General features: G+C 46.9%; 13 protein-coding genes. All 13 read left to right on the top strand.

The window, feature by feature from the left end; translation table 11 throughout:
- Positions 1 to 12 precede the first annotated feature (12 nt).
- Positions 13 to 459, top strand: coding sequence for a protein-disulfide reductase DsbD domain-containing protein (locus EAH55_RS20340; protein WP_121811279.1), 447 nt, complete (start codon positions 13 to 15; stop codon positions 457 to 459).
- A 17-nt stretch (positions 460 to 476) separates the two neighbouring features.
- Positions 477 to 2147 carry a protein-disulfide reductase DsbD family protein gene (locus EAH55_RS20335; protein WP_121811278.1) on the top strand — a complete coding sequence of 557 codons (1671 nt, stop codon included), beginning with the start codon at positions 477 to 479 and terminating at the stop codon, positions 2145 to 2147.
- A 317-nt stretch (positions 2148 to 2464) separates the two neighbouring features.
- Entirely contained in the window at positions 2465 to 3076 is a 612-nt protein-coding gene (locus EAH55_RS20330) for an RNA polymerase sigma-70 factor (protein WP_121811277.1), read from the top strand.
- Positions 3077 to 3147: 71 nt separating this feature from the next.
- Complete coding sequence (locus EAH55_RS20325) at positions 3148 to 4314, top strand: FecR family protein (RefSeq protein WP_121811276.1); 1167 nt, start codon at positions 3148 to 3150, stop codon at positions 4312 to 4314.
- 196 nt (positions 4315 to 4510) lie between these two features.
- A complete protein-coding gene (locus EAH55_RS20320; protein ID WP_121811275.1) occupies positions 4511 to 7867 on the top strand; it encodes a TonB-dependent receptor in 3357 nt (1118 codons plus the stop codon).
- Positions 7868 to 7899: 32 nt separating this feature from the next.
- On the top strand, positions 7900 to 9522 hold the full coding sequence (locus EAH55_RS20315; RefSeq protein WP_162996977.1) for a RagB/SusD family nutrient uptake outer membrane protein: 1623 nt from the start codon (positions 7900 to 7902) through the stop codon (positions 9520 to 9522).
- A gap of 66 nt (positions 9523 to 9588) precedes the next feature.
- Positions 9589 to 10995: an alpha-L-fucosidase gene (locus EAH55_RS20310; RefSeq protein ID WP_121811273.1), complete on the top strand. Its 1407-nt coding sequence runs from the start codon at positions 9589 to 9591 to the stop codon at positions 10993 to 10995.
- A gap of 482 nt (positions 10996 to 11477) precedes the next feature.
- Positions 11478 to 12053: an RNA polymerase sigma factor gene (locus EAH55_RS20305; protein WP_121811272.1), complete on the top strand. Its 576-nt coding sequence runs from the start codon at positions 11478 to 11480 to the stop codon at positions 12051 to 12053.
- Between the two features lie 141 nt (positions 12054 to 12194).
- Complete coding sequence (locus EAH55_RS20300; RefSeq protein ID WP_121811271.1) at positions 12195 to 13361, top strand: FecR family protein; 1167 nt, start codon at positions 12195 to 12197, stop codon at positions 13359 to 13361.
- Between the two features lie 339 nt (positions 13362 to 13700).
- The gene (locus EAH55_RS20295) at positions 13701 to 17312 is read left to right on the top strand and encodes a SusC/RagA family TonB-linked outer membrane protein (RefSeq protein WP_162996976.1); all 3612 of its coding nucleotides are present in this window, start codon (positions 13701 to 13703) and stop codon (positions 17310 to 17312) included.
- A gap of 11 nt (positions 17313 to 17323) precedes the next feature.
- On the top strand, positions 17324 to 18835 hold the full coding sequence (locus tag EAH55_RS20290) for a RagB/SusD family nutrient uptake outer membrane protein (RefSeq protein ID WP_121811269.1): 1512 nt from the start codon (positions 17324 to 17326) through the stop codon (positions 18833 to 18835).
- Positions 18836 to 18860: 25 nt separating this feature from the next.
- The gene (locus tag EAH55_RS20285) at positions 18861 to 19742 is read left to right on the top strand and encodes a hypothetical protein (protein ID WP_121811268.1); all 882 of its coding nucleotides are present in this window, start codon (positions 18861 to 18863) and stop codon (positions 19740 to 19742) included.
- A gap of 18 nt (positions 19743 to 19760) precedes the next feature.
- Positions 19761 to 20717, top strand: coding sequence for an ABC transporter ATP-binding protein (locus EAH55_RS20280; protein WP_121811267.1), 957 nt, complete (start codon positions 19761 to 19763; stop codon positions 20715 to 20717).
- Positions 20718 to 20720 lie beyond the last annotated feature (3 nt).

Here is a 20720-nt window from a genome sequence, read left to right as displayed (position 1 = left end):
CAAAGACATCATATGAAAAAATTACTTATTGTGCTGGTCGTTTTAATGGCCTCTTTTCAAACCCGGGCACAGATCCTGCAACCTGTACACTGGAGCTATGCCGCCAAAAAGATCAATGCCCGGGAAGCGGTAGTGTATTTAAAAGCCACGATTGACGCCGGATGGCATGTGTATTCGCAGTTCGTAAAAGATGGCGGCCCGGTAAAAACTACCATTACTTTCGCGCCGTCTAAAGCTTACATGCTGACAGGCAGGACTATTGAACCTAAACCGATCACCCGTATGGAGAAAGCGTTTGGGATGGATGTCAGCTTTTTTGAAAGCGCTGTGATATTCCAGCAGAAAATAAAACTCAGCTCAGGTCAGGCAACAGTGACGGGCAAGCTGGAATACATGACCTGCAACGATCAGAAGTGCTTGCCGCCGGATGAAGTCGAATTCAGTATTCCTGTTAAATAACCATATCGTCTGATTACATGTTGTTTAAAATAAGATTGACCCTTTTTACTGTTTTTACATTTGCACTTTGCTTTGTGGCTAAAGCGCATGACACCGTATCCGCAAAGGGCATTGAATTTACCCCTATTGAAACTAAAACTCCTGCCGCAAAAGCCACCGGGACATCACGATATGGCGGCGGGAGTAAAACGCCTGGGAAACAAAAGACGGGTAATGCTCCGGGAGCTGCAGGTACGCCTCAAAAGCATCAGACGCTATGGGCAATATTCCTGTCGGGTTTTATCGGTGGGTGCGCTGCCTTTTTTATGCCCTGCATATTTCCGATGGTACCCCTGACCATCAGCTTTTTTACCAAGGGCCCGGAGAAAAAGAGCGGCGGCGTGATCAGGGCGCTGGTTTACGGGATAAGCATTATTGTTATTTATGTAGTGCTCGGGCTGCTGATCACGGTCAGCTTCGGGGCAACCTCCCTCAATAACCTCGCGACGAACGGTATATTCAACATGGCTTTTTTTATTGTGCTGGTTATTTTCGCGGCATCGTTCTTAGGAGCTTTTGAGATCACGCTGCCGTCCCGCTGGGTAAATGCCGCGGATGCGAAATCAGATCAATCCGGAATGGCGGGCTTGTTCTTCATGGCCGCGACACTTGCGCTGGTATCGTTCTCCTGTACCGGGCCTATTGTCGGGACGCTGCTGGTACAGGCCGCTACAACGGGGGCCTTACTGGGACCCGCCGTAGGTATGCTGGGTTATTCCTTCGCACTGGCAATTCCGTTCGTGGTCTTTGCCATGTTCCCGGCCTTGCTGACTAAACTGCCAAAATCAGGAAGCTGGTTAAACAGCGTTAAGGTCGTACTGGGCTTCCTGGAGCTCGCGCTTTCGCTCAAGTTTTTATCGAACGTCGACCTTGCCTATCACTGGCATTTGTTTGACAGGGAAGTTTTCCTGGTACTGTGGATAGTGACCTTTGCCATGATGGGCTTTTATTTACTTGGAAAGATCCGGTTCAGCCATGACAGTGCGCCGGCACTGATCTCTGTGCCTCGTCTGTTCCTGGCCATTACCGTGCTTTCCTTTACCTTGTACATGGTGCCCGGCTTATGGGGTGCGCCGCTGAAGTCGATAAGCGCGTTATTGCCCCCGATGGCCACGCAGGATTTCGATCTTTCGGCAGTTGCCCCGGGCGGAAATATCGGGGGGCAGCCGCAGGATACCGGCGGGCCACGTAAATATGCCGGTCTGTTCGATAAGCCCCGGGGTTTTGATCCGTTTTTTGATTATGACGAGGGGCTGGCCTATGCCAGGAAGGTACATAAACCGGTGATGATCGACTTTACCGGGCATGCCTGTGTAAACTGCCGCAAAATGGAAGCAAACGTGTGGCCGGATAAACTGGTTTACCAGATACTGGCGCAGGAGTATGTGCTTATTCAGCTATATGTAGATGACAAGACTGAACTGGCTGCTGCGGAGCAATTAACTACCCCCGAAGGAGGGAAACTCAAAACTATCGGTGATAAATGGAGCTATTTACAGACCAGCAGGTTCGTTTCCAATTCACAGCCTTTTTATGTGCTGCTCAACCCAGATACCCAGGCGCCCCTGGCCGAGCCGCGGGGCGCTGAATATGATCCCGGTATCTACCAGGCTTATCTGAGCAGCGGTTTAAAGGCTTTTGACAATTAGTTATTACACAGGATATCACCAAGTCTTCAATCGTTCTTGAAAATCAGTTATTAGTTAGTTAACAAAAGCACCTCCTGAAGCGGGTGCTTTTTCCTGTTTTACGGTCTGCGCCCGGGGAACGACCCGGCCGCTCCTGTCCGCCTCACGCTTGGGGAGCCCGGGAATACCTGTTAGGCACGGACTGGTCAGCTACCGGAGATCCTTAACCGCCAGTTGGCCATGAAAAAAACAACAGACGAAAATCCGGTTTGTAACTTTAATTTAACAAATCCTTCAAATTGGATATTATGATTTAGATTTGTTGGCACAGAATTCAAATGCGGAAATATCAATTGCCCATCTTTACCGACCAAAGGCTGCTTTCGCTGCTAAGCGAACGTGATGACTTTGCAGCATTTGAAGAAATTTATCATCGTTACTGGCGTAAATTATTGGATACGGCCTATCAGCGCCTGAAGTCGAAAGAGGCTGCGGAAGAGGTTGTCCAGGAAGTGATGGTCAGTCTCTTCCTGAAACGGCAGGAACTGGTTATTGATACCAGTCTGGAAGCATGGCTTAAAACGGCCCTCAAGTATAAAGTGTTCAATATCTACAGGTCACAGCAGGTACACCTTGCGCACCTGAACGAAATCATACGGCAAAAACAAATTTCACCGTTGAGGCCGGATGAAGAAATGATCCTGAAAGAAATCCGGGAAAAAGTCAGGTTGGCCGCCGCTAAATTACCTGATAAATGCCGGGAAGTTTTCCTGTTAAGCCGTTTTGAACACCTGTCCCAGCAGGAAATTTCGGACCGGATGGGGATTTCGGTAAGCACCGTTAAAAAACATCTCACACGGGCGTTCACTTACCTCAGGAGCGAGCTGCGTGAGAACCAGTTAGACCTGCTGGCCGTCTGTCTTTTTGCCGTTCTGGCAAGCCGTTTGTAATTTTTTTTTAAAAAAATGTTTTTTTATTAGCACCTGCGTGGCAGTTAAGTGACTTAGGTTAAAACACCTTAATGAACGACGCCCAGCGCAGAATTATAGACCTGCTCGAGAAATTTAACAACGGAACTGCCTCCCCAGAAGAAATTGGTGAGTTAGACCGCTGGTACGCTTCCTTTGAAAGCGATCCTGAACTTACAGCCGGGTACACCAAAGAGCAGCTTGCGGCTGCAAGGGAGGGCATGTTTCGTAATATACGTAGATCGGCAGGGGAGAGGACTGATGGAGGGGAGACCCGCAGGAAGGCATTGCGAAACGCCCTGGTTTCTGTTATTGTTGTTTCGGTGATGACTGCTGTCTTTTTTGTGTTCAGGGTGACGCCCGTATTTAACGTAGCACAGTCCTCCAAGCTGGATGTGATGCCGGGTAAAGATGTGGCGGTCCTGACACTTTCCAGCGGACAAAGAATTGATCTTAACCTTGCTAAAAATGGCCGGATATATTTAAAGAAGGGGCTGGAAATTACTAAGGATGCCAACGGGGAGATCAGTTACCATGAAGGGAAAGGGACCGGCCAGGCTGCTTCGGAAATGAATACACTGACCACGCCCTCTGGCGGGCAATTCCGGGTTGTACTCGCGGACGGCACCAAAGTCTGGCTGAACGCGATGTCCTCACTGACTTTTCCATCCCGCTTTTCAGATCATAAACGGCCGGTCGCACTAACCGGCGAAGCCTATTTCGAGGTCGCAAAAAATAAAGCAAAGCCTTTCGATGTCAGCACCACCAATGAACGCGTGGAAGTACTCGGCACCCATTTTAATATCAATGCATACGCGGACGAACAGGTACAGCGCACAACGCTCCTGGAAGGATCTGTCCGAATATCCAATCAACGGTATCAGGCGCAGGTAACTATCGCTCCCGGACAGCAGGCTGAAGGCGGGGACGGTAAATTGAAAATTATCAATGTGGATGCCGAGGGAGCGGCTGGCTGGAAAGACGGCCTCTTTGTGTTTAACCACACCGGGATCCGTCCGCTGATGCGGCAGCTGTCGCGCTGGTACAATATTGATGTCGTTTACCAGGGCGATATCAAAAACAGGACATTCTCCGGGTCGATAGAACGGTCCTACACTTTACTCCAGGTTTTGGATGTGCTCAGGATCAGCAAAGTGAATTTTAAAGTCGAAAAGCCGGCCGGGCCGGATCACCGCAGCCGGCTTACCTTGATACCATAACCAACCTATAAAATATAAACCTATAAGTAATAGCCTATGAGAAAATAATATGCCACACTATTCGAGGGGAAAAAAAGAAGCCGGGGCGTGATTGGAACCCATCCCCGGCTATGTCTGGGCTTCCCTACTAAACTGGCAGTTGCCAGGATTCGACAGAGATTTTTATGTATCACATTAAACCCAAACGTACAAAAGTATGAATTTAAACATTCGTGCGGTACCAGTCTTTTATTTACGACGTACCGTACTTAAATTTTTGATGGTAATGAAACTCATTATGATAATGATCACCATCGCCTGCTTACAAGTATCTGCCAAAAGCTTTGCACAAAAAGTAACGCTTGATGCCAGGAACAAACCGATAACAGAGGTCTTTCAACAAATACAAAAGGAAACTGGCTACCGGTTCTTCTGGGAGGATGGGGATGATATTGCTGACATTAAGCTATCAGTACAGGTCGAAAATGCACCGCTCAATGTTGCGCTTGATAAAGTGTTTGAAGGTCTGTCACTTAGCTATACTATTTCGGACAAAACAATTGTTGTACAACGGAAGAGGGCGTCGCTGTTCGATCAGGTCCGTTCGATCTTCAGCGTCATTAATTTTCATATCAAAGTGGTTGATGACAAAGGTCAGCCGCTACCCGGCGCTACAATCAGTATCAAGGGTAAAAATTACGAAAAAGGTGCCATTTCCGATGCCAACGGTGATTTTACGTTTGAAGGGGTGCCGGAGGGTAATTACTATGTTGTCGTAACGATGGTAGGTTCGGTCCGTTTTGAACGGTCCCTGACGGTTGACGGCGATCACCGGGAACTTACCGTAACATTGGCCACCTTATCCGCAAGCCTGAGTGAAGTTGTGGTCGTAGGTTACGGAACCCAGCAAAAAGCCAATGTTACGAGCTCGGTTGAAACGGTTTCAAGCAAAGAAATAGTGAACCGTCCCGTTCCTTCCGTCCTGAACATTTTGCAGGGTGAAGCGGCAGGCCTGAACATCCAGCAAACTGATGGAAATCCGGGTTACGGATCAACTTCTATTGATATCCGCGGAAACAGCACCCTGTCAAATAATCCGGTGCTGTACATCGTTGACGGTATGGCCGTCAACGGCATTGATTACCTGAACCCGAACGACATCGAATCGGTTAGTATCCTGAAAGACGCGTCTGCCACTGCTATTTATGGCGCGAGGGCATCAGGCGGCGTTTTACTGGTAACAACCAAAAAAGGTAAGCTCAACAGCAAGCCCGTTGTACAATACAGCTCGATATTCGGTTATCAGCGCCCGGCAAGGTTGCCAAAGTTTGTCGATGCTCCGCAGTTTGTAGACCTGTACAACCAGGCGCAGCTAAATGATAACCCCGGGGCGCAGGTGAAATTCACGCCCGAGCTGGTGCAGAAATACAAGTCAGGAGAGCTGCCGAGCACCAACTGGCTGCCCTACATTCTGCATAATCAGGCTTTGCAAAACCAGCAGAACCTGAGCGTTGCAGGAGGGTCCGGAACAGCGGACTACTTTGTGTCGGGTGGCTATCTCAACCAGGGCGGTTTGATCAAAAATGTGGATTATAAGCGTTACAGTACCAGGGCCAATGTGAACGTACAGGTATCAAAACGATGGAAATTGGGTATCAATACTGTTTTAACGAAAGAAGATAAGCAGCAACCTTCCTATGGTATCGGAAGTGCGCTGCAATGGTCATACATCGTACCGGTAACGGAATATCCTTACACCAAAGACGGACATGACCGTTCTTACCGCGGAGGCGACCAGCCCAATGACATCATGACGAAAGCCGGGGTTCAGAACGAAACCCTGAATACGATCAATACCAATTTCCTGGCGGAGTTCAGGATCACCGATGACCTGTTACTGAACGGCACTTATGGCTATAATTACACGAGCAGTTTCCTGTCGGGCTTTAATAATAAGTATCCTTTGTATAATGATGACGAACAGATCGTATCTTATAATAATAACCCGAACAGCGCCTATAAGGCCAATTATTCCAGGTCCCACCCTACAACATTGATCACCTTGAATTACAACAAGGCTTTCGGCAAACATAACCTTAAAGCTTTGGCGGGTTACTCGCAGGAGCAGGACCGTTATGACTACAACAGTATCACCCGTTACGGTTTCCTGAACAACTCCCTTGACCAGATCGATGCCGGTTCATCGGATCCCACCCTGACCAATGTGTCCGGCAACGCAACCTCTTATGCGATCCGATCCTGGTTCGGACGCGTGAATTACGATTTCAGCGGGAAATACCTTATTGAAGCCAATGCCCGCTACGACGGTACGTCGGTATTTCAAAATAAGAAATACGGTTTTTTTCCGTCCGTATCTGCTGGTTGGATAGCTTCTGAGGAGGATTTCTTCAAACCATTGGCGAATACGGTTGATTTTCTGAAAGTAAGGGGTTCATTGGGCCAGGTAGGCAACCAGAACGCCGGGGGCCTGTATCCGTACGCGAATACCATTGCGCAGGATAAATACGTGCTCAATAAAGCTGCTTCAACTACCACTTATTATAATAATTCCCCAAATCCAAACCTTACCTGGGAGGTGAAAACTACCGTTAACCTTGGTCTGGACCTGACGCTGCTCAAGCACCTGGATTTCAATATTGACCTGTTCAGGGATAAGACTACCGGTATTCTTCTTGTTCCTAAGGTTGCTTCATCTTACGGTATAGATGGACCTCAACAGAATGTGGGCAGCCTGCGTAACCAGGGATTCGAGCTTAATATTGCCTATAAGAATAATATCGGTCAGCTGAATTACCGTGTTGCGGTCAATTTTTCAGACACAAGAAACAAAATCCTGAGCCTCGGTGGTACCCCCGAGCAGTTGGGTGACAATCCTTTACTGGTCGGGCAGTCCCGCTGGATCTGGTACGGCCTGCAGGCTGAAGGGCTGTTCCAGTCAAAAGATGATATCGCCAACCATGCCACACAGGACCCGCGTGATATCCCGGGTGACATCAAGTACAAAGACGTCAACGGCGACGGAAAAATTACGCCTGATGACCGTGTTATCCTTGGCCAGGCAACCCCGCATTACCGTTATGGCATCAGCCTGGGGGCAAGCTATAAGGGCTTTGACGTTTCTGTACTTATGCAGGGGGTATTCAGCAACCTGCTTCGGGTTCAGGGCGGCGCGCAGGTGCCTTTCTTCTTTAACGGGGACGGCAATATCCTGCAGTCGCAGCTGGATTACTGGTCACCTTCAAACCCCAATGCGCGTTACCCCGTGCTCCGTACAGATCAGTCTATCAATAATGGACAGTTCAACAGCTGGTGGTTATTTAAAGCTGCCTATATGCGGTTTAAAAACGCGCAGGTCGGCTATACGTTCGCGGAGAAGCTGACCAAAAGACTGGGAATCGGTTCGGCGAGGATCTTTGTAACCGGGGATAATCTGTTCCTGATCACCAGTAAGAATTTCCCGAAAAACCTTGACCCCGAGATCGCCAATTATGGTGACGGATCAAACTATCCGCAGGTCCGCAATCTCAGCCTTGGTTTAAATGTAACCTTCTGATCATTGGGTTTATGAATTTTGAAAATAAGATCATGAAAAATAAAAGATATACGATAATAACCGTTTTCATTGCCTTCGCAATGGCAGTGGGGCTGGCAGGATGTAAAAAAGGCCTGCTTGATCAGCATCCGCTCAACCAGATCACCGACGAAACCTATTGGCAGACTTCAGATGACGCGACGATGTTCGCCACCCGGATGTACACTTATATGCCCCAGGACAACTTCGTTTATTACGAAGGGATGAGCGATAATGGCATCAGCAACGACCAGACCACCCGCCGCTTTGGTAACAGCACACAGGACCCTACGATCAGCAGTAAGGAATGGAGCTATGAACCGATGCGCCAGGCCTTCAGTTTTTTCGCCAATGTGGACAAAGTTCCGGGTATGGACCCGGCGCTTAAAAAGAGGCTGACGGCAGAAGTGAAATTCGTGCTGGCCTACCGGTATTTCATCATGACCACGCTTTACGGCGATATCCCTTTTGTCAATAGCCTGATCACGGATCCGACAAAAGCGGATCTTCCCAAAACACCGAAAGCCGATATTATGAAGGCAGAATTGGACTGGCTGGACGAAGCCGCGGCCGACCTGCCGCTCAGCTATACGGGTGCTGATCTCGGCAGGGCTACCAAAGGTGCGGCAATGGCTTTAAAAGCACGTATCTATTTGTACGCCGGCGATTATCAGAACGCTGCTGCGGCTGCTAAAGCGGTGATGGACCTTAACCTGTACAAGCTTTATCCTACCTATTTCGACTTTTTTCAAAAGGATGGGGATTATTCTTCCGAAGATATCTGGTCATTTGGCTATACACTTTCCGTTCACCAAAACGGCTTGCGTGATATATTGGGATCGCAGGCATTGATGAACGGAAGAAATATTCTCGACCCAACATCTGAACTGGTTAACGACTATGAAAGCAAAAACGGCTATTATCCTTACACCAAAGATCCTGCTTTCGTGGCTACAGATCCGTATAATAACAGGGATCCCCGCCTGAGGCAGACTGTATTGTGCCCCGGGGACATTTACCCTTATCCTTATTTTGCCGATATTAATCAATACGATCCGTTCAATAACCAGGGCGACCGTATCGGCGGTGACCTGGGATCGAGGTCGGGCTATTCATGGTGCAAAAATGTTGACAGGTACGATTATGTACGTTCCGGTGTCAACAACTGGAAGGCATTTCACTACGCGGAGGTGCTCCTGAACTATGCAGAAGCTCAGAATGAGGTTGCGGGGCCTGCCGCCGACGTGATAGCAGCCCTTGACCAGGTCCGTTCCAGGGCCGGTATGCCAACAATCGCGCAAACATTCAGCATCAACGGTCTGGCGTTGAACCAAACCAATATGCGCAATTTCATCCGTCACGAGCGGCGGATCGAACTGGCAGGAGAAGGGCTGCGTTATTTTGACGTGCTGAGATGGAAAATTGGCGAGCAGGTTTTGCAGGGCGCAATCTATACAGTTGATGCCTCTGCAGGGATCACGAATATCAGCACGGCCAACGGGCACATCAACAAATATCCTAAAACCGTTGTCGAGCAACGTTTCTTTAATAATGCTAAGTTTTATGTTTGGCCTATACCGCAATTTGCCATAGATGATTCAAAGGGCATACTGACGCAGAATCCACTCTGGAAATAATCATTTAAGGGCAGCGGCTGTTGCTGCCCTTTACTTTGCCCTTTCGTACACAAAATAAGATCCATAATGAAAATCAGATTCTTTTTAAACACCTGTTTCCTGCTTATCCTAAAACTGCTGGTCGTGGGTGCTTTTGCCCAGGCACCGAAAAAAACACTCGGCGAGCTGCAACAATCTTTCGTTGACCTTAAATTCGGTATGTTTATCCATTTCAATATACCGACCTATTTTAACCAGGACTGGCCCGATCCTGAAGCTTCGCCGTCAGCTTTCAACCCGACAAAACTTGATGCTGACCAATGGGCTAAAGCGGCAAAATCCGCAAACATGACCTACGGATGCCTGACCACCAAACATCATAGCGGTTTTTGTATCTGGGATACCAAAACGACCGATTATAATGTGATGCACAGCCCTTATAAAAAGGATGTGGTAAGGCAGTTCGTCGACGCTTTCCGGGCAAATGGTCTGAAAGTGATGTTGTATTATTCTATTTTGGATACCCACCATAAATTACGCCCTAACGAGATCAAGCCGGCCCATATTGAAATGGTAAAAAAACAACTGACAGAGCTGCTTACCAATTACGGGCAGATCGAGGCTATCATCATTGACGGCTGGGATGCACCCTGGTCGAGGATCTCCTATGATGATGTTCCGTTTGAGCAGATTTACAAGCTGGTTAAGTCATTGCAGCCGAATTGTGTGCTGATGGACCTCAATGGTGCCAAGTACCCTAAGGATGGTCTTTACTACACCGATATAAAGACGTATGAAATGGGTGCCGGTCAGCGTATGTCCAAAGACATCAATCAGATGCCTTCGCTGGCCTGCCTTCCGCTGCAATCATCATGGTTCTGGAAAACTGATTTCCTGACGGTGCCGGTTAAAGAACCTGCGAAGCTGGTTGAAGAAACGCTTTTGCCACTTAATAAAGCGAATTGCAATTTTATTTTAAATGTCGCCCCGAACCGCGATGGCCTGTTCGATGACAACGCAGTAGCAGCGTTGAAAGAAATTGGCAGGCTTTGGCACAGCGATGGTTCAAAGGCGGACTTCAGACCGACAGGTGCGCCGGTCATCGCTTCGAATTTAGCTAAGCATCAGCCAGCCAATTCGAGCTGGAGCGATGATATGAACATCATGGATTTTGCCAACGATGACGATTTCGGGTCGTCCTGGCAGTCTAATCCTGAAATTAAAAATCCTTGGTACGAAGTCGATTTCCGGTCTCCTCAAACTTTCAATGAAGTGGTCATTTTCGAACGAAAGGCCAACATCAAAAAATATAAGCTTGAATATTTTACAGGTAATAAATGGAATATCTTGTTCCATGGAGAAAAAGAGGAACGGGTTAAACAACACCGTTTCGCCGCAGTAAAAGCAGAAAAAGTAAGGATCAGCATCGAAAGCTACGAGACCCCGCCCTCTATTGCAGAGTTTGGTGTTTATAATGAGCCGGATCAGCGATAAATAGTGACCTTGCGATCTGATGAAAGATATCTTTGCTCCGGGTTGACGGATGATTTATCTGGTTTTTCTAAGGGAACACTTCAATCAGTGTTCCCTTTTCTTTTCCCCTTAGCGGGTAGGTATAAAGGCGGACATTGAGGGGAAGTACATCAGGGGTTTGATCCAAAGGATGATATGAACTTTTTGCACCGATGTTAACAAATGCTTTAACAATACGCCATTTTTTTTTATCTTTCTGACTTTATAAAGGTTTTCAACGGTTAGGGTTTAAATCAGCATAATGATGTCGGACCGATTTATCTGTAACCATCTGATCAATTATGCAAGTGATCCGCTGCCATCAGCCCGGACAGGGACGGATTTAATTAAAGTACCATACACAGCTGGTCATTTCCGATAGTTTCGGAAATGTCAGGCAGGGGAGGAATCATAGAAATAAAATAGACTACATTTTAACCGGGTCCCGGCAGCAGAAAAGATTCATGGCAAATTACAGTAAACTAAATGATCTGGAGTTATCGGACCTGCTGAAGGATAATAATCATCATGCCTTTACTGAGATTTATGAGCGTTACGCCGGTTTATTATATGTGTATGCTTTTAAACTTACTGCCGATAGGGATAGCAGCAAAGATATTGTTCAGGATCTTTTCATCTCCTTATGGGATAACCGGTCAGCCACTAATTTCAGGACTTCGATTTCAGCCTACCTTTATACAGCCGTGCGCTATAAATTTCTTAAGCAGACAGCCAGTGAAAAAATAAAATCGGGTTACGCGGAAAGATTTTTAAATACGATGGTAAACGGTGTCAGCAACACGGAGACCTATCTGGAAGAAAAAGACCTGGCCAGGACACTGGAAAGGCTCATCTCTGCCTTACCGCCAAAAATGGCCCGCGCTTTTGTGATGAGTAAACTGGAGTTTTTCAGTTATAAGGAAATAGCGGAGGAACTTAATATTTCGGAAAAAACTGTGCAGAACCTTATCAGCGAAGCTTCATCCCGTTTAAAGCCAAAACTTGGCTTTTCAATGCTTTCTTTTCTTTTATTTTACTGAAATTTCGAATATTGCCCCGGAAATTTTTGCTTTTTCTTTCTTATTATGATGATTTAACAACAAGTTTCAATTATTTTAAAATAAACCGGGAAAATACCGCGAGTTAAAGGACATGTATTTAAATTATGTTAACTCGGGGCTATGAACAGATCTCAGGCAGAAGTTTTAATAAAGAAATACATCGACGGCACCGCTACGCAGGACGAAAAGCAGCTGGTTGAATATTATTTCCATGAATTTCTTAAGCAAAGTAAAGTTTTTCCTACAGAGCGGGAGCTACAGGAGGATAACCTGGAAGTCTGGGATAACCTCAGCGCCCATATCGGAATTTTACCATCCGTCGCGAAGCGGTTCGTGCTGTGGCAAAAAATAGCCTCGGCGGCGGCTGTTATATTGGTCGCAGGTGCGGGTTGGTTGTATTTCAGTATACACCGCACGGATAAACCCCAGCGACCCGGTTATAGCGCCGTCATCCGCCCGGGGCGCAACGTTGCTGTTTTAGAGCTGGCCAACGGCAAAAAAATAAACCTGAGCAGCAAGAAAACCGGAGTAGTCATCAAAGCCGGTGACATAGCCTATAACGACGGGGCTGCCCTGGGCGACTCCGCAGTAGCAGACGGAAAGACAAATTCAGGAACATTATTTACAACTGTGCGGACACCCAAAGGGGGCATGTATCAGGTAGAGCTTTCCGATGGCACCAAAGTCTGGTTGAATGCCGCAAGTTCACTGAGGTTCCCTTCCAGTTTTGCCGGGAATCTCAAAAGAAGCGTTGAGCTGGAAGGCGAGGGGTATTTTGAAGTTTCCAAAGACAAAAACCATCCTTTTCAGGTCCGAACCTCAATGCAGGAGGTTGAGGTACTCGGAACGCATTTCAATATCGACGCGTATGGTGAAGACGCAACCACAAAAACGACATTGCTTGAGGGGCGCGTTGCGGTTTCCCCGAGGATTAATACCGCCACTGCGCCCGGAAAATTAAGCCGGACCCTGTTGAGTCCCGACCAGCAATCCATGTTATCTGCTAAGGGTATTGTTGTCAATGATGTCGATAGCCGCGACGCTATAGCCTGGAAAGAAGGTTACTTTCTATTTAATAATGAGGATCTGGGCAGCATCATGCAACGGCTCTCGCGGTGGTATGACACCAAAATTATTTATGAGGATGAAAGCCTGAAGAGAGAAACCTTATACGCCAAACTAAGCAGGTACGAGCGGATCGATAAAATATTGAAGCTCATGGAAAAAACAGAAAAAGTCAGGTTCAAAGTGGAGGGGAATACGATCACTATAAGCAGGAAACAATAGCCGAAAAATGATTGGTACCAGGGTAAAGGTGGACAAAAACGAGAAGCGCGGATATTTTAATAACCCTTTTTAATTAACAGATTTTAAACACCAAAGCAACAAACGATGAGAAAAGACTCCTTCTTTTAGACAGGCCCGTAAACCCAAAAAAGGACCTCGATTCGTGGTCGAAGCCCTTTGATCAGGTTTAAAACATTGAGTAACCAATATTTTATTAATTGGCTGTATGCAGGTGCTTCACAACTTTTCATATAGCCTAAACCAGACCCGTAAATGTATAAAAATTCTACCAGAAATTGGTGGGCTCCTCCAGCCTATACCCATAAATTACTATTAATCATGAAGCTAACCGTTCTCATTCTGGTTGCAGCGCTTATGCAGGTCAGCGCCGCGACATTTGGACAGAAGCTCACCCTGAAAGGAAAAAATGTTTCAGTGGAAAAAGTGTTCAAGGCAATCAGTGAACAAACCGGCTACGATGTTATCGTATTTACCTCCCGGTTTAAAACAAGCCAGCTGATTGATATTGATTTTAGGGACACGCCGTTGAGCGATGTTATCAAAGCATTGATCAGCGGCACAGGAATGACTTTTACTATCGATGACAAGACCGTCATCATCAAGGAAAAGGCACCAGGTGTTCCTGCACCCAAGATTCCTGATCCTGCCGTCATTACGGTGACCGGGAAAGTTGTAAACGAAGACGGCAGCCCGCTTGCAGGTGCCACGGTGATCGTTAAAGGGAAAAGCCGGGGCGTCCTGACAAATGGAGAAGGCAATTTTACCTTATTGGATGTTGAGGAAAAAGCCACACTTGTTATTTCTTTTACCGGGTATGAGCCAATAGAAATTCAGGCGACACGCGAACCTAAAACGGTCAGGTTGAAAATTAAAGTAGCCAGTCTCGATGAGGTTGTGGTTACTAACGGTTATCAAAAAATAGAGCGGAGGAAGCTGACAAGCGCCATTACATCTGTTAAGGCCGCCGATATCACCAACCCGGCTTTCTTTACAATTGACCAGGCCCTCGAAGGCAGGATACCAGGCTTATTTGTGTTGAACAATTCCGGAGATATCGGCGTATCCCCTAAAATCCGCGTCCGGGGTACGTCAACTATTCTCGGTAACCGCGATCCGATCTGGGTCGTGGATGGGGTTGTGGTGAACGATCCGGTAGGAATTGACCCGTCCACGATCAATGACCTGGATTTCGTGAACCGGCTTGGCAACGCGATCTCGGGACTTAAACCCTATGATATCGATCAGATTGACGTACTTAAAGACGCTTCGGCCACCGCGCTGTATGGTGTACGGGCGGCGAACGGCGTCATCGTCATTACCACTAAAAAGGGGAAAATAGGCGAACCGGTTATCAACTTCGACCAATCAACCACACTAACCAAAAGGCCACGCTATACAGATAACAACATCCGCCTGATGAACTCCCGCCAACGGGTGGATTATTCCAAAGATATTATCAACAGCGGACTGGAATACAGCGGTAACATCAACTATGTAGGCTATGAAGGCGCGCTTAATAACCTTTACACCGGCAAAATCACGTATGACCAGTTTCAGGCCCAGGTCAGTCAAATGGAAACTATGAATACGGATTGGTTTGGTACTATACTAAAAGATGCCATATCCACGCAAAACAACATCAGTGTTTCGGGTGGCAGTAATAAAATGACCTATTACGCATCTGTTGGTGCTGCAACACAACGCGGCACTGTCAGGGGGGACAAAACTGATCAGTTTACTGCCCTGGTCAAGCTGAGCGCTTCCCTTACACCTCGCCTGACCTGGGATATGACCTTACGTGGCAACAATCAAAAAAGCGACTATGTGGCCGGGTCGGTAAATGCACTTTCTTACGCTTATAACACCAGTCGTGCTGTTCCTGCTTTCAATGAGGACGGCAGTTTAAGCTACTATCAGAAATTTAGCGCGGGCGCCACATCGGCGAGCTATTATAAATTTAACATCTTAAACGAGATGCAGCATTCCCGGGACCTGATCAACACTTCAGGCATCAACCTGCTGACAGACCTGAATGTTAAAGTAAGCTCACACCTGAACGGAACCGTGCTGCTTTCTTACGGCAACAACAATAGCAATGACCAGACAGTTTACGAGGAAAATACGTTCTATGCAGCCAGCCTCAGAAGAAGCGAATATGGAACACCCGCTCCCACAACCAGCTTAATGCCTTTTGGCGGGGAATTGAAATCGAACCAGGTGCGTAATGATTCTTATTTGGTGCGGGGCCAGTTAAATTATGATCGCCCGATAGGTGCCACGTCCAGGGATAATTTGAATGTTACCCTAGGTGGGGAGATTTCTTCCAATACCTACAAGGGCTACAATATAGACAGGAGGGGGTACCTTCCTGATCGTGGTGAGACCTACGCCGCAATAGATCCGGTAAAATACCCCTCGTATGCCCAATGGGCCAACCTGAGTGATATGGATATCGTGAGGGATGAACTGACGAACCTGGCCTCTGCTTATTTTTCAAGCAGCTATACCATTAACGATAAGTATATCGTGAACTTTAATACACGGACGGACTTTTCCAATAAATTTGGTTCCCGTGCAAAAGAGAAATTCCTGCCTACCTGGTCTGTATCCGGACGATGGGATATCGATAAGGATTTTTTTAAAAACAGTGAGTCAGTAAATATGCTGGCCCTGAAAGCATCTTACGGTTTTCAGGGAAATATGCTTGATAATCAAACGCCCAACCTGATCATCAAACAAGGGGCCGTAGATCCCATAACACAAGCCTATTATTCCAATATCGCATATTACCCGAATCCGAACCTGAAATGGGAGAAGAACAAGGAAGTCAATATCGGCCTGGATTTTGGTTTTTTCAACAATAAGGTACAGGGAACTGTAAATTATTTTAACAAAACAACGAGTGATGCTTTTTTAAGCAAGGAAGTAGCAGATATCAATGGCGTTCCATCGTACGTAGTTAACTCCGGAACTGTAAAAAACAGGGGTATTGAAGTTACGCTCAGCTTTACGCCGATCAATAATCTGGGGCCCAATGGTAAAAAAGGGGGCTTCACCTGGCGAATTGATCCGCAATTAGGACAGGTAATCAATAAGCTGCTTGCCAGGAGCGTTAACAGCCAGAATGTGGGTGAGTCTAACGCTAACGTCTATAATAATTACCTTACCGGCAGTCAGATCATTGACGGTAAAGCCAGTAATACCTTTTACTCTTATCATTTTACCGGACTGGATCACCTGACAGGGCTCCCGACCTTTGCGAACAATGATCCCTCGATGGCTGATAAATACAAGGGTATGACTTTAGATGAAGTTGTTAAAGAGGTAATGGTGCCTTCAGGTAACCGGGTCCCTACTGTTCAGGGCGGAATTCTGAACGTGTTCAGTTACAGACAGTTTTCGTTCAGCTTTAATATGACTTACAGCCTTGGGAGTAAAGTCAGGCTTCAGAAACTATACAGTAACACGGTGAACGGCATTGTTTCATCTACGGTTTCTGCGCCACTGCCTGAAAATAATGTAAACCTGGATTTTGTAAACCGCTGGCGCAAACCGGGTGATGAAGCCCATACAATTATTCCTGCTTTAGTCGGCGGTGCCGCGTATGCCAATACGCTCAACCTATGGTCAACAGGGCAAAGTTATCAGTATGCCGACAACATCTGGCAGATGTACGATAATTCAGACGCCAGGGTAGCAAGTGGAAATTACCTGAAACTCAGAACGCTTAATCTGAGATATAACCTGAGCGATGCGTTGACCAGGCGCCTCCGGATCAAGCAGACTTCGGTCATGTTTTCAGCTACCAATGTCCATACCTGGGCAAGCAAAAAGTTGGAGGGGCAGGACCCGGAGCAGGCAGGCTTCGGCGATAATACACAATTGTCACCGAGATCTACCTATTCAATCACACTGGACGTTTCATTTTAAAAGAATTGATCATGAGAAAAGCATTTATATATATCGGGATTTGGTGTATGGCATTTACACTAACCGGGTGCAAGAAATTTTTAGAGGAACAATCGCAGGACCTGGCCTATGCCGACACCTGGCAAAAAATGGACGAAGTGATGCAAGGCGAGGTTTATATGAAACATTTTACCACGCCACCAAGCACTTCATTTAAAGAATCCGGTACGGCGGTTTATTTCCCATGGCTGAACGCGATGGATGACGACATTACCGAATTTGTAAGCGCGCCCTATTATATCGACAACAGGGACGACGTGTTCGGGTTTTACACCTGGCAATCCAACCCCTGCGTCGACAAAACATTTCTGCCCTACGTTGATGATACCTGGCCGAAAGTTTACAAATCAATCAATGCTGCCAATATCATGATTTATCAGGCCGGGCAGTTGCATGATAACCCCGAACAATTAAAGCGCATCAGGGGCGAGGCGTTGTTCCTGCGCGCTTATTATTATTTCTACCTGGTAAACACTTATGCCCAGGCTTATAATAAACAAACCGCTAAAACGGATATGGGGGTGCCCCTGAAAACAACGGAGTTTGTAGAGGATAAATTTTTCACGCGTTCTACGGTCGACAGTGTCTACCAGCAGATGCTCGTTGATCTGGACGCTTCTGAAAAATGCCTTACAGGACTAACCCCTTCATCCATTTATTATGCCAATGTCGACGCTGTGAACCTGTTGCAAAGCAGAATTTACCTCTATATGCAGTCATGGGAAGAAGCCATAACCGCCGCGGATAAAGTAATTGCACGCAGGCCGACCCTGTCCAGCCTTACCAATTATAAACCATTGACCAGTTTTTTTTCAAGAGATAACCCCGAGGCCATTTTTAATGAAGGGGGGAATGCCATGGTTTACCTGATGGGGGATGGGCTCACCAAATCATTTCAGGCCAGCCCCGCGCTCATGAACCTTTATGAAACCAGTGACCTTCGCCGTACCGCGTATTTTGAAACCGATGCAGCCGGGAAGGTTCGGTATACAAAAATGTACCGCTCACGCGCTAACAACGTGTTTCCGACAGAGATATTCTCGGACAACTATTTTCTCCGGAATGCTGAAGCCTATTTGAACAAGGCGGAAGCTGCTTCCATGCTGGGGCGCACGGCAGATGCGAATGCCGCAGTTAATACCCTGCGTCAATCACGTTTTGATCCATCTACTTTCGTGCCCGTAAATTATTCAGGAGCCCAGTTGGTCAGCTTCGTCAGGGACGAACGCCGGAGGGAACTTTGCTTTGAAGGCCATCGCTGGTTCGATCTGAAACGTTATGCTGTCAACACGGCATATCCCTTCACAACGACAATCGTTCATAATTATTCAGACGTCAGTTACGGTGCAAGTCCATTTTTGAAAGCCAGTCTCGTCCTCCAGCCGGGTGACCCGGACTACCTGGTTCCCATACCGCTGGATGCAATTACTTTTAACCAGGGGGCATTAAAGCAAAACCCTGCACGTCAGAACAGAACTTTTTAACCGATCCTAATCAGCATTCGACACAATGAAAAAATACCTCTTTTATCTCATAGCCGCATTGATGGTATGGTGTTCTTGTAAAAAAGAAAGCATACCTCAGGCATCTCCGGTAACCGCAGATCCATTTGCAAGGCTTGATAATCCACAAAGCGCAGCAGATCACCAGATTTACCTGTTCTATCAGGAAACCGGCTTTCCGGTACTGTATAGTGATACGCTTAGTAAAACACCTTTGCAAAAGCTGAACCTCAGTTACCATCTCACTACAATAGACTCTATGGTTACGGCAAAGTATATGCACAATGAAGCTGATGTTCTGGCCGGCCTTGATTTTGTAAAAACACAGATCGTACCGAACTTAAGTAAGGCTCTAAGGCCATACTCTATCCTGCTGACCGATTCGGTTTATACTTTCACGCCGGATCCTTCCGGCAGCGGGGCATTGGTCAGGGTGCCGCTAAGCAGCTATTTAGGTTTTAATACGGTGGCTATCTCTTACGTACCTGCAATCAAAAGCATGGATGCCTTACAACTAAAAAAATACCGCAATGATATCCTGAAAACGATCCTTACGGCAAAGATCAATGCTGACCCTAACCTGACCGCAAAATTTTATGCAGTTAGCAGCGCTTACTATGGCAAGACAGCCTTTGGCAGGGTTTCAAGCGGACAGCTCATCCCTTTTAAACCTAAACCGACCTATGGATTGCTGAACGACGGCACCGAACAGCCTACTTATTACGATGTGCGCGGAGCCATAGAAGATTTATCGGCTTACCTGGACACGGTGTTAACACTGTCGTCCTCCGATTTTGTGACAACATATCAAAGCTATCCGCTTGTCATGCAAAAATACACTTACCTCCTCGAAATCTTTAAGACCATCAACTTTACAGTACCGCAATAAACGGTACAACACAGACTTATGACCACTATAAATAAGGAACCTATTCTCAGGATCACGGGTTTGTCGCACCGTTACAATTCCAATTGGGCCATCCGCGACATCGAAATAGAAATCGTTAAAAATGGTATTACCGGATTACTGGGCTCTAACGGAGCCGGAAAATCCACAACCATGAACATTCTCTGCGGCGTATTGACCCAGACCGAGGGCGATGTATATATCAACGGGATAGATCTCAGGAAACAACCGGAAAAAGCCAAACAATTGATAGGTTTTCTGCCACAAACGCCACCGTTATATACCGATCTTACGGTAGATGAATATTTAACGCACTGCGCAATGATCAGGTCTGTTGAAAAGGTGAACCTTCCGGGCGCACTTGATGAAGCGAAGAGCCGCTGTGGCCTCTCCCATATCAGTAAACGATTGATCAGGAACCTGTCCGGCGGTTACAAACAAAGGGTTGGGATTGCGCAGGCCATCATTCACCGCCCCAGCCTGGTCGTACTTGATGAGCCTACCAACGGTCTAGACCCCAATCAGATTATCGAAGTGAGAGCACTGATCAGGGATATCGCTGAAGAGCACGCCGTTATCCTTTCTACCCATATGCTTTCTGAAGTGCAATATCTCTGCAAGGATATCAAGATGATTGAAAACGGGCGTATTGTCTTTTCTGATACCATGGAGGCATTCGACAACTATATCGCTCCCAATTGTCTTCTGGTCACGATGGAAGAGGCCCCCGCAGCCGACAGCCTGATGGAAATACCCGGTATCGCGCGCGTCGACTTCCTGACCGAAAAGCAGGCCCGCATCTATTTTAACGGAGATAAGACCGTAGCGGAAAAAATTGTCCTGGCCAGTGCGGGGTCAGGCTGGCGGCTGAGCGAAATCATGGCAGAAAAAAATTCACTTAATGAAACCTTCGCGCAGCTCTCCAAAGTATCCGGTAAACAAAATAAAAACAAATAGTTT

The sequence above is a fragment of the Mucilaginibacter kameinonensis genome (assembly GCF_003675385.1).
GTDB lineage: Bacteria > Bacteroidota > Bacteroidia > Sphingobacteriales > Sphingobacteriaceae > Mucilaginibacter > Mucilaginibacter kameinonensis.
The sequence above is the reverse complement of the archived record's forward strand: the minus strand, read 5'-3'. Positions and strand labels throughout refer to the sequence as shown.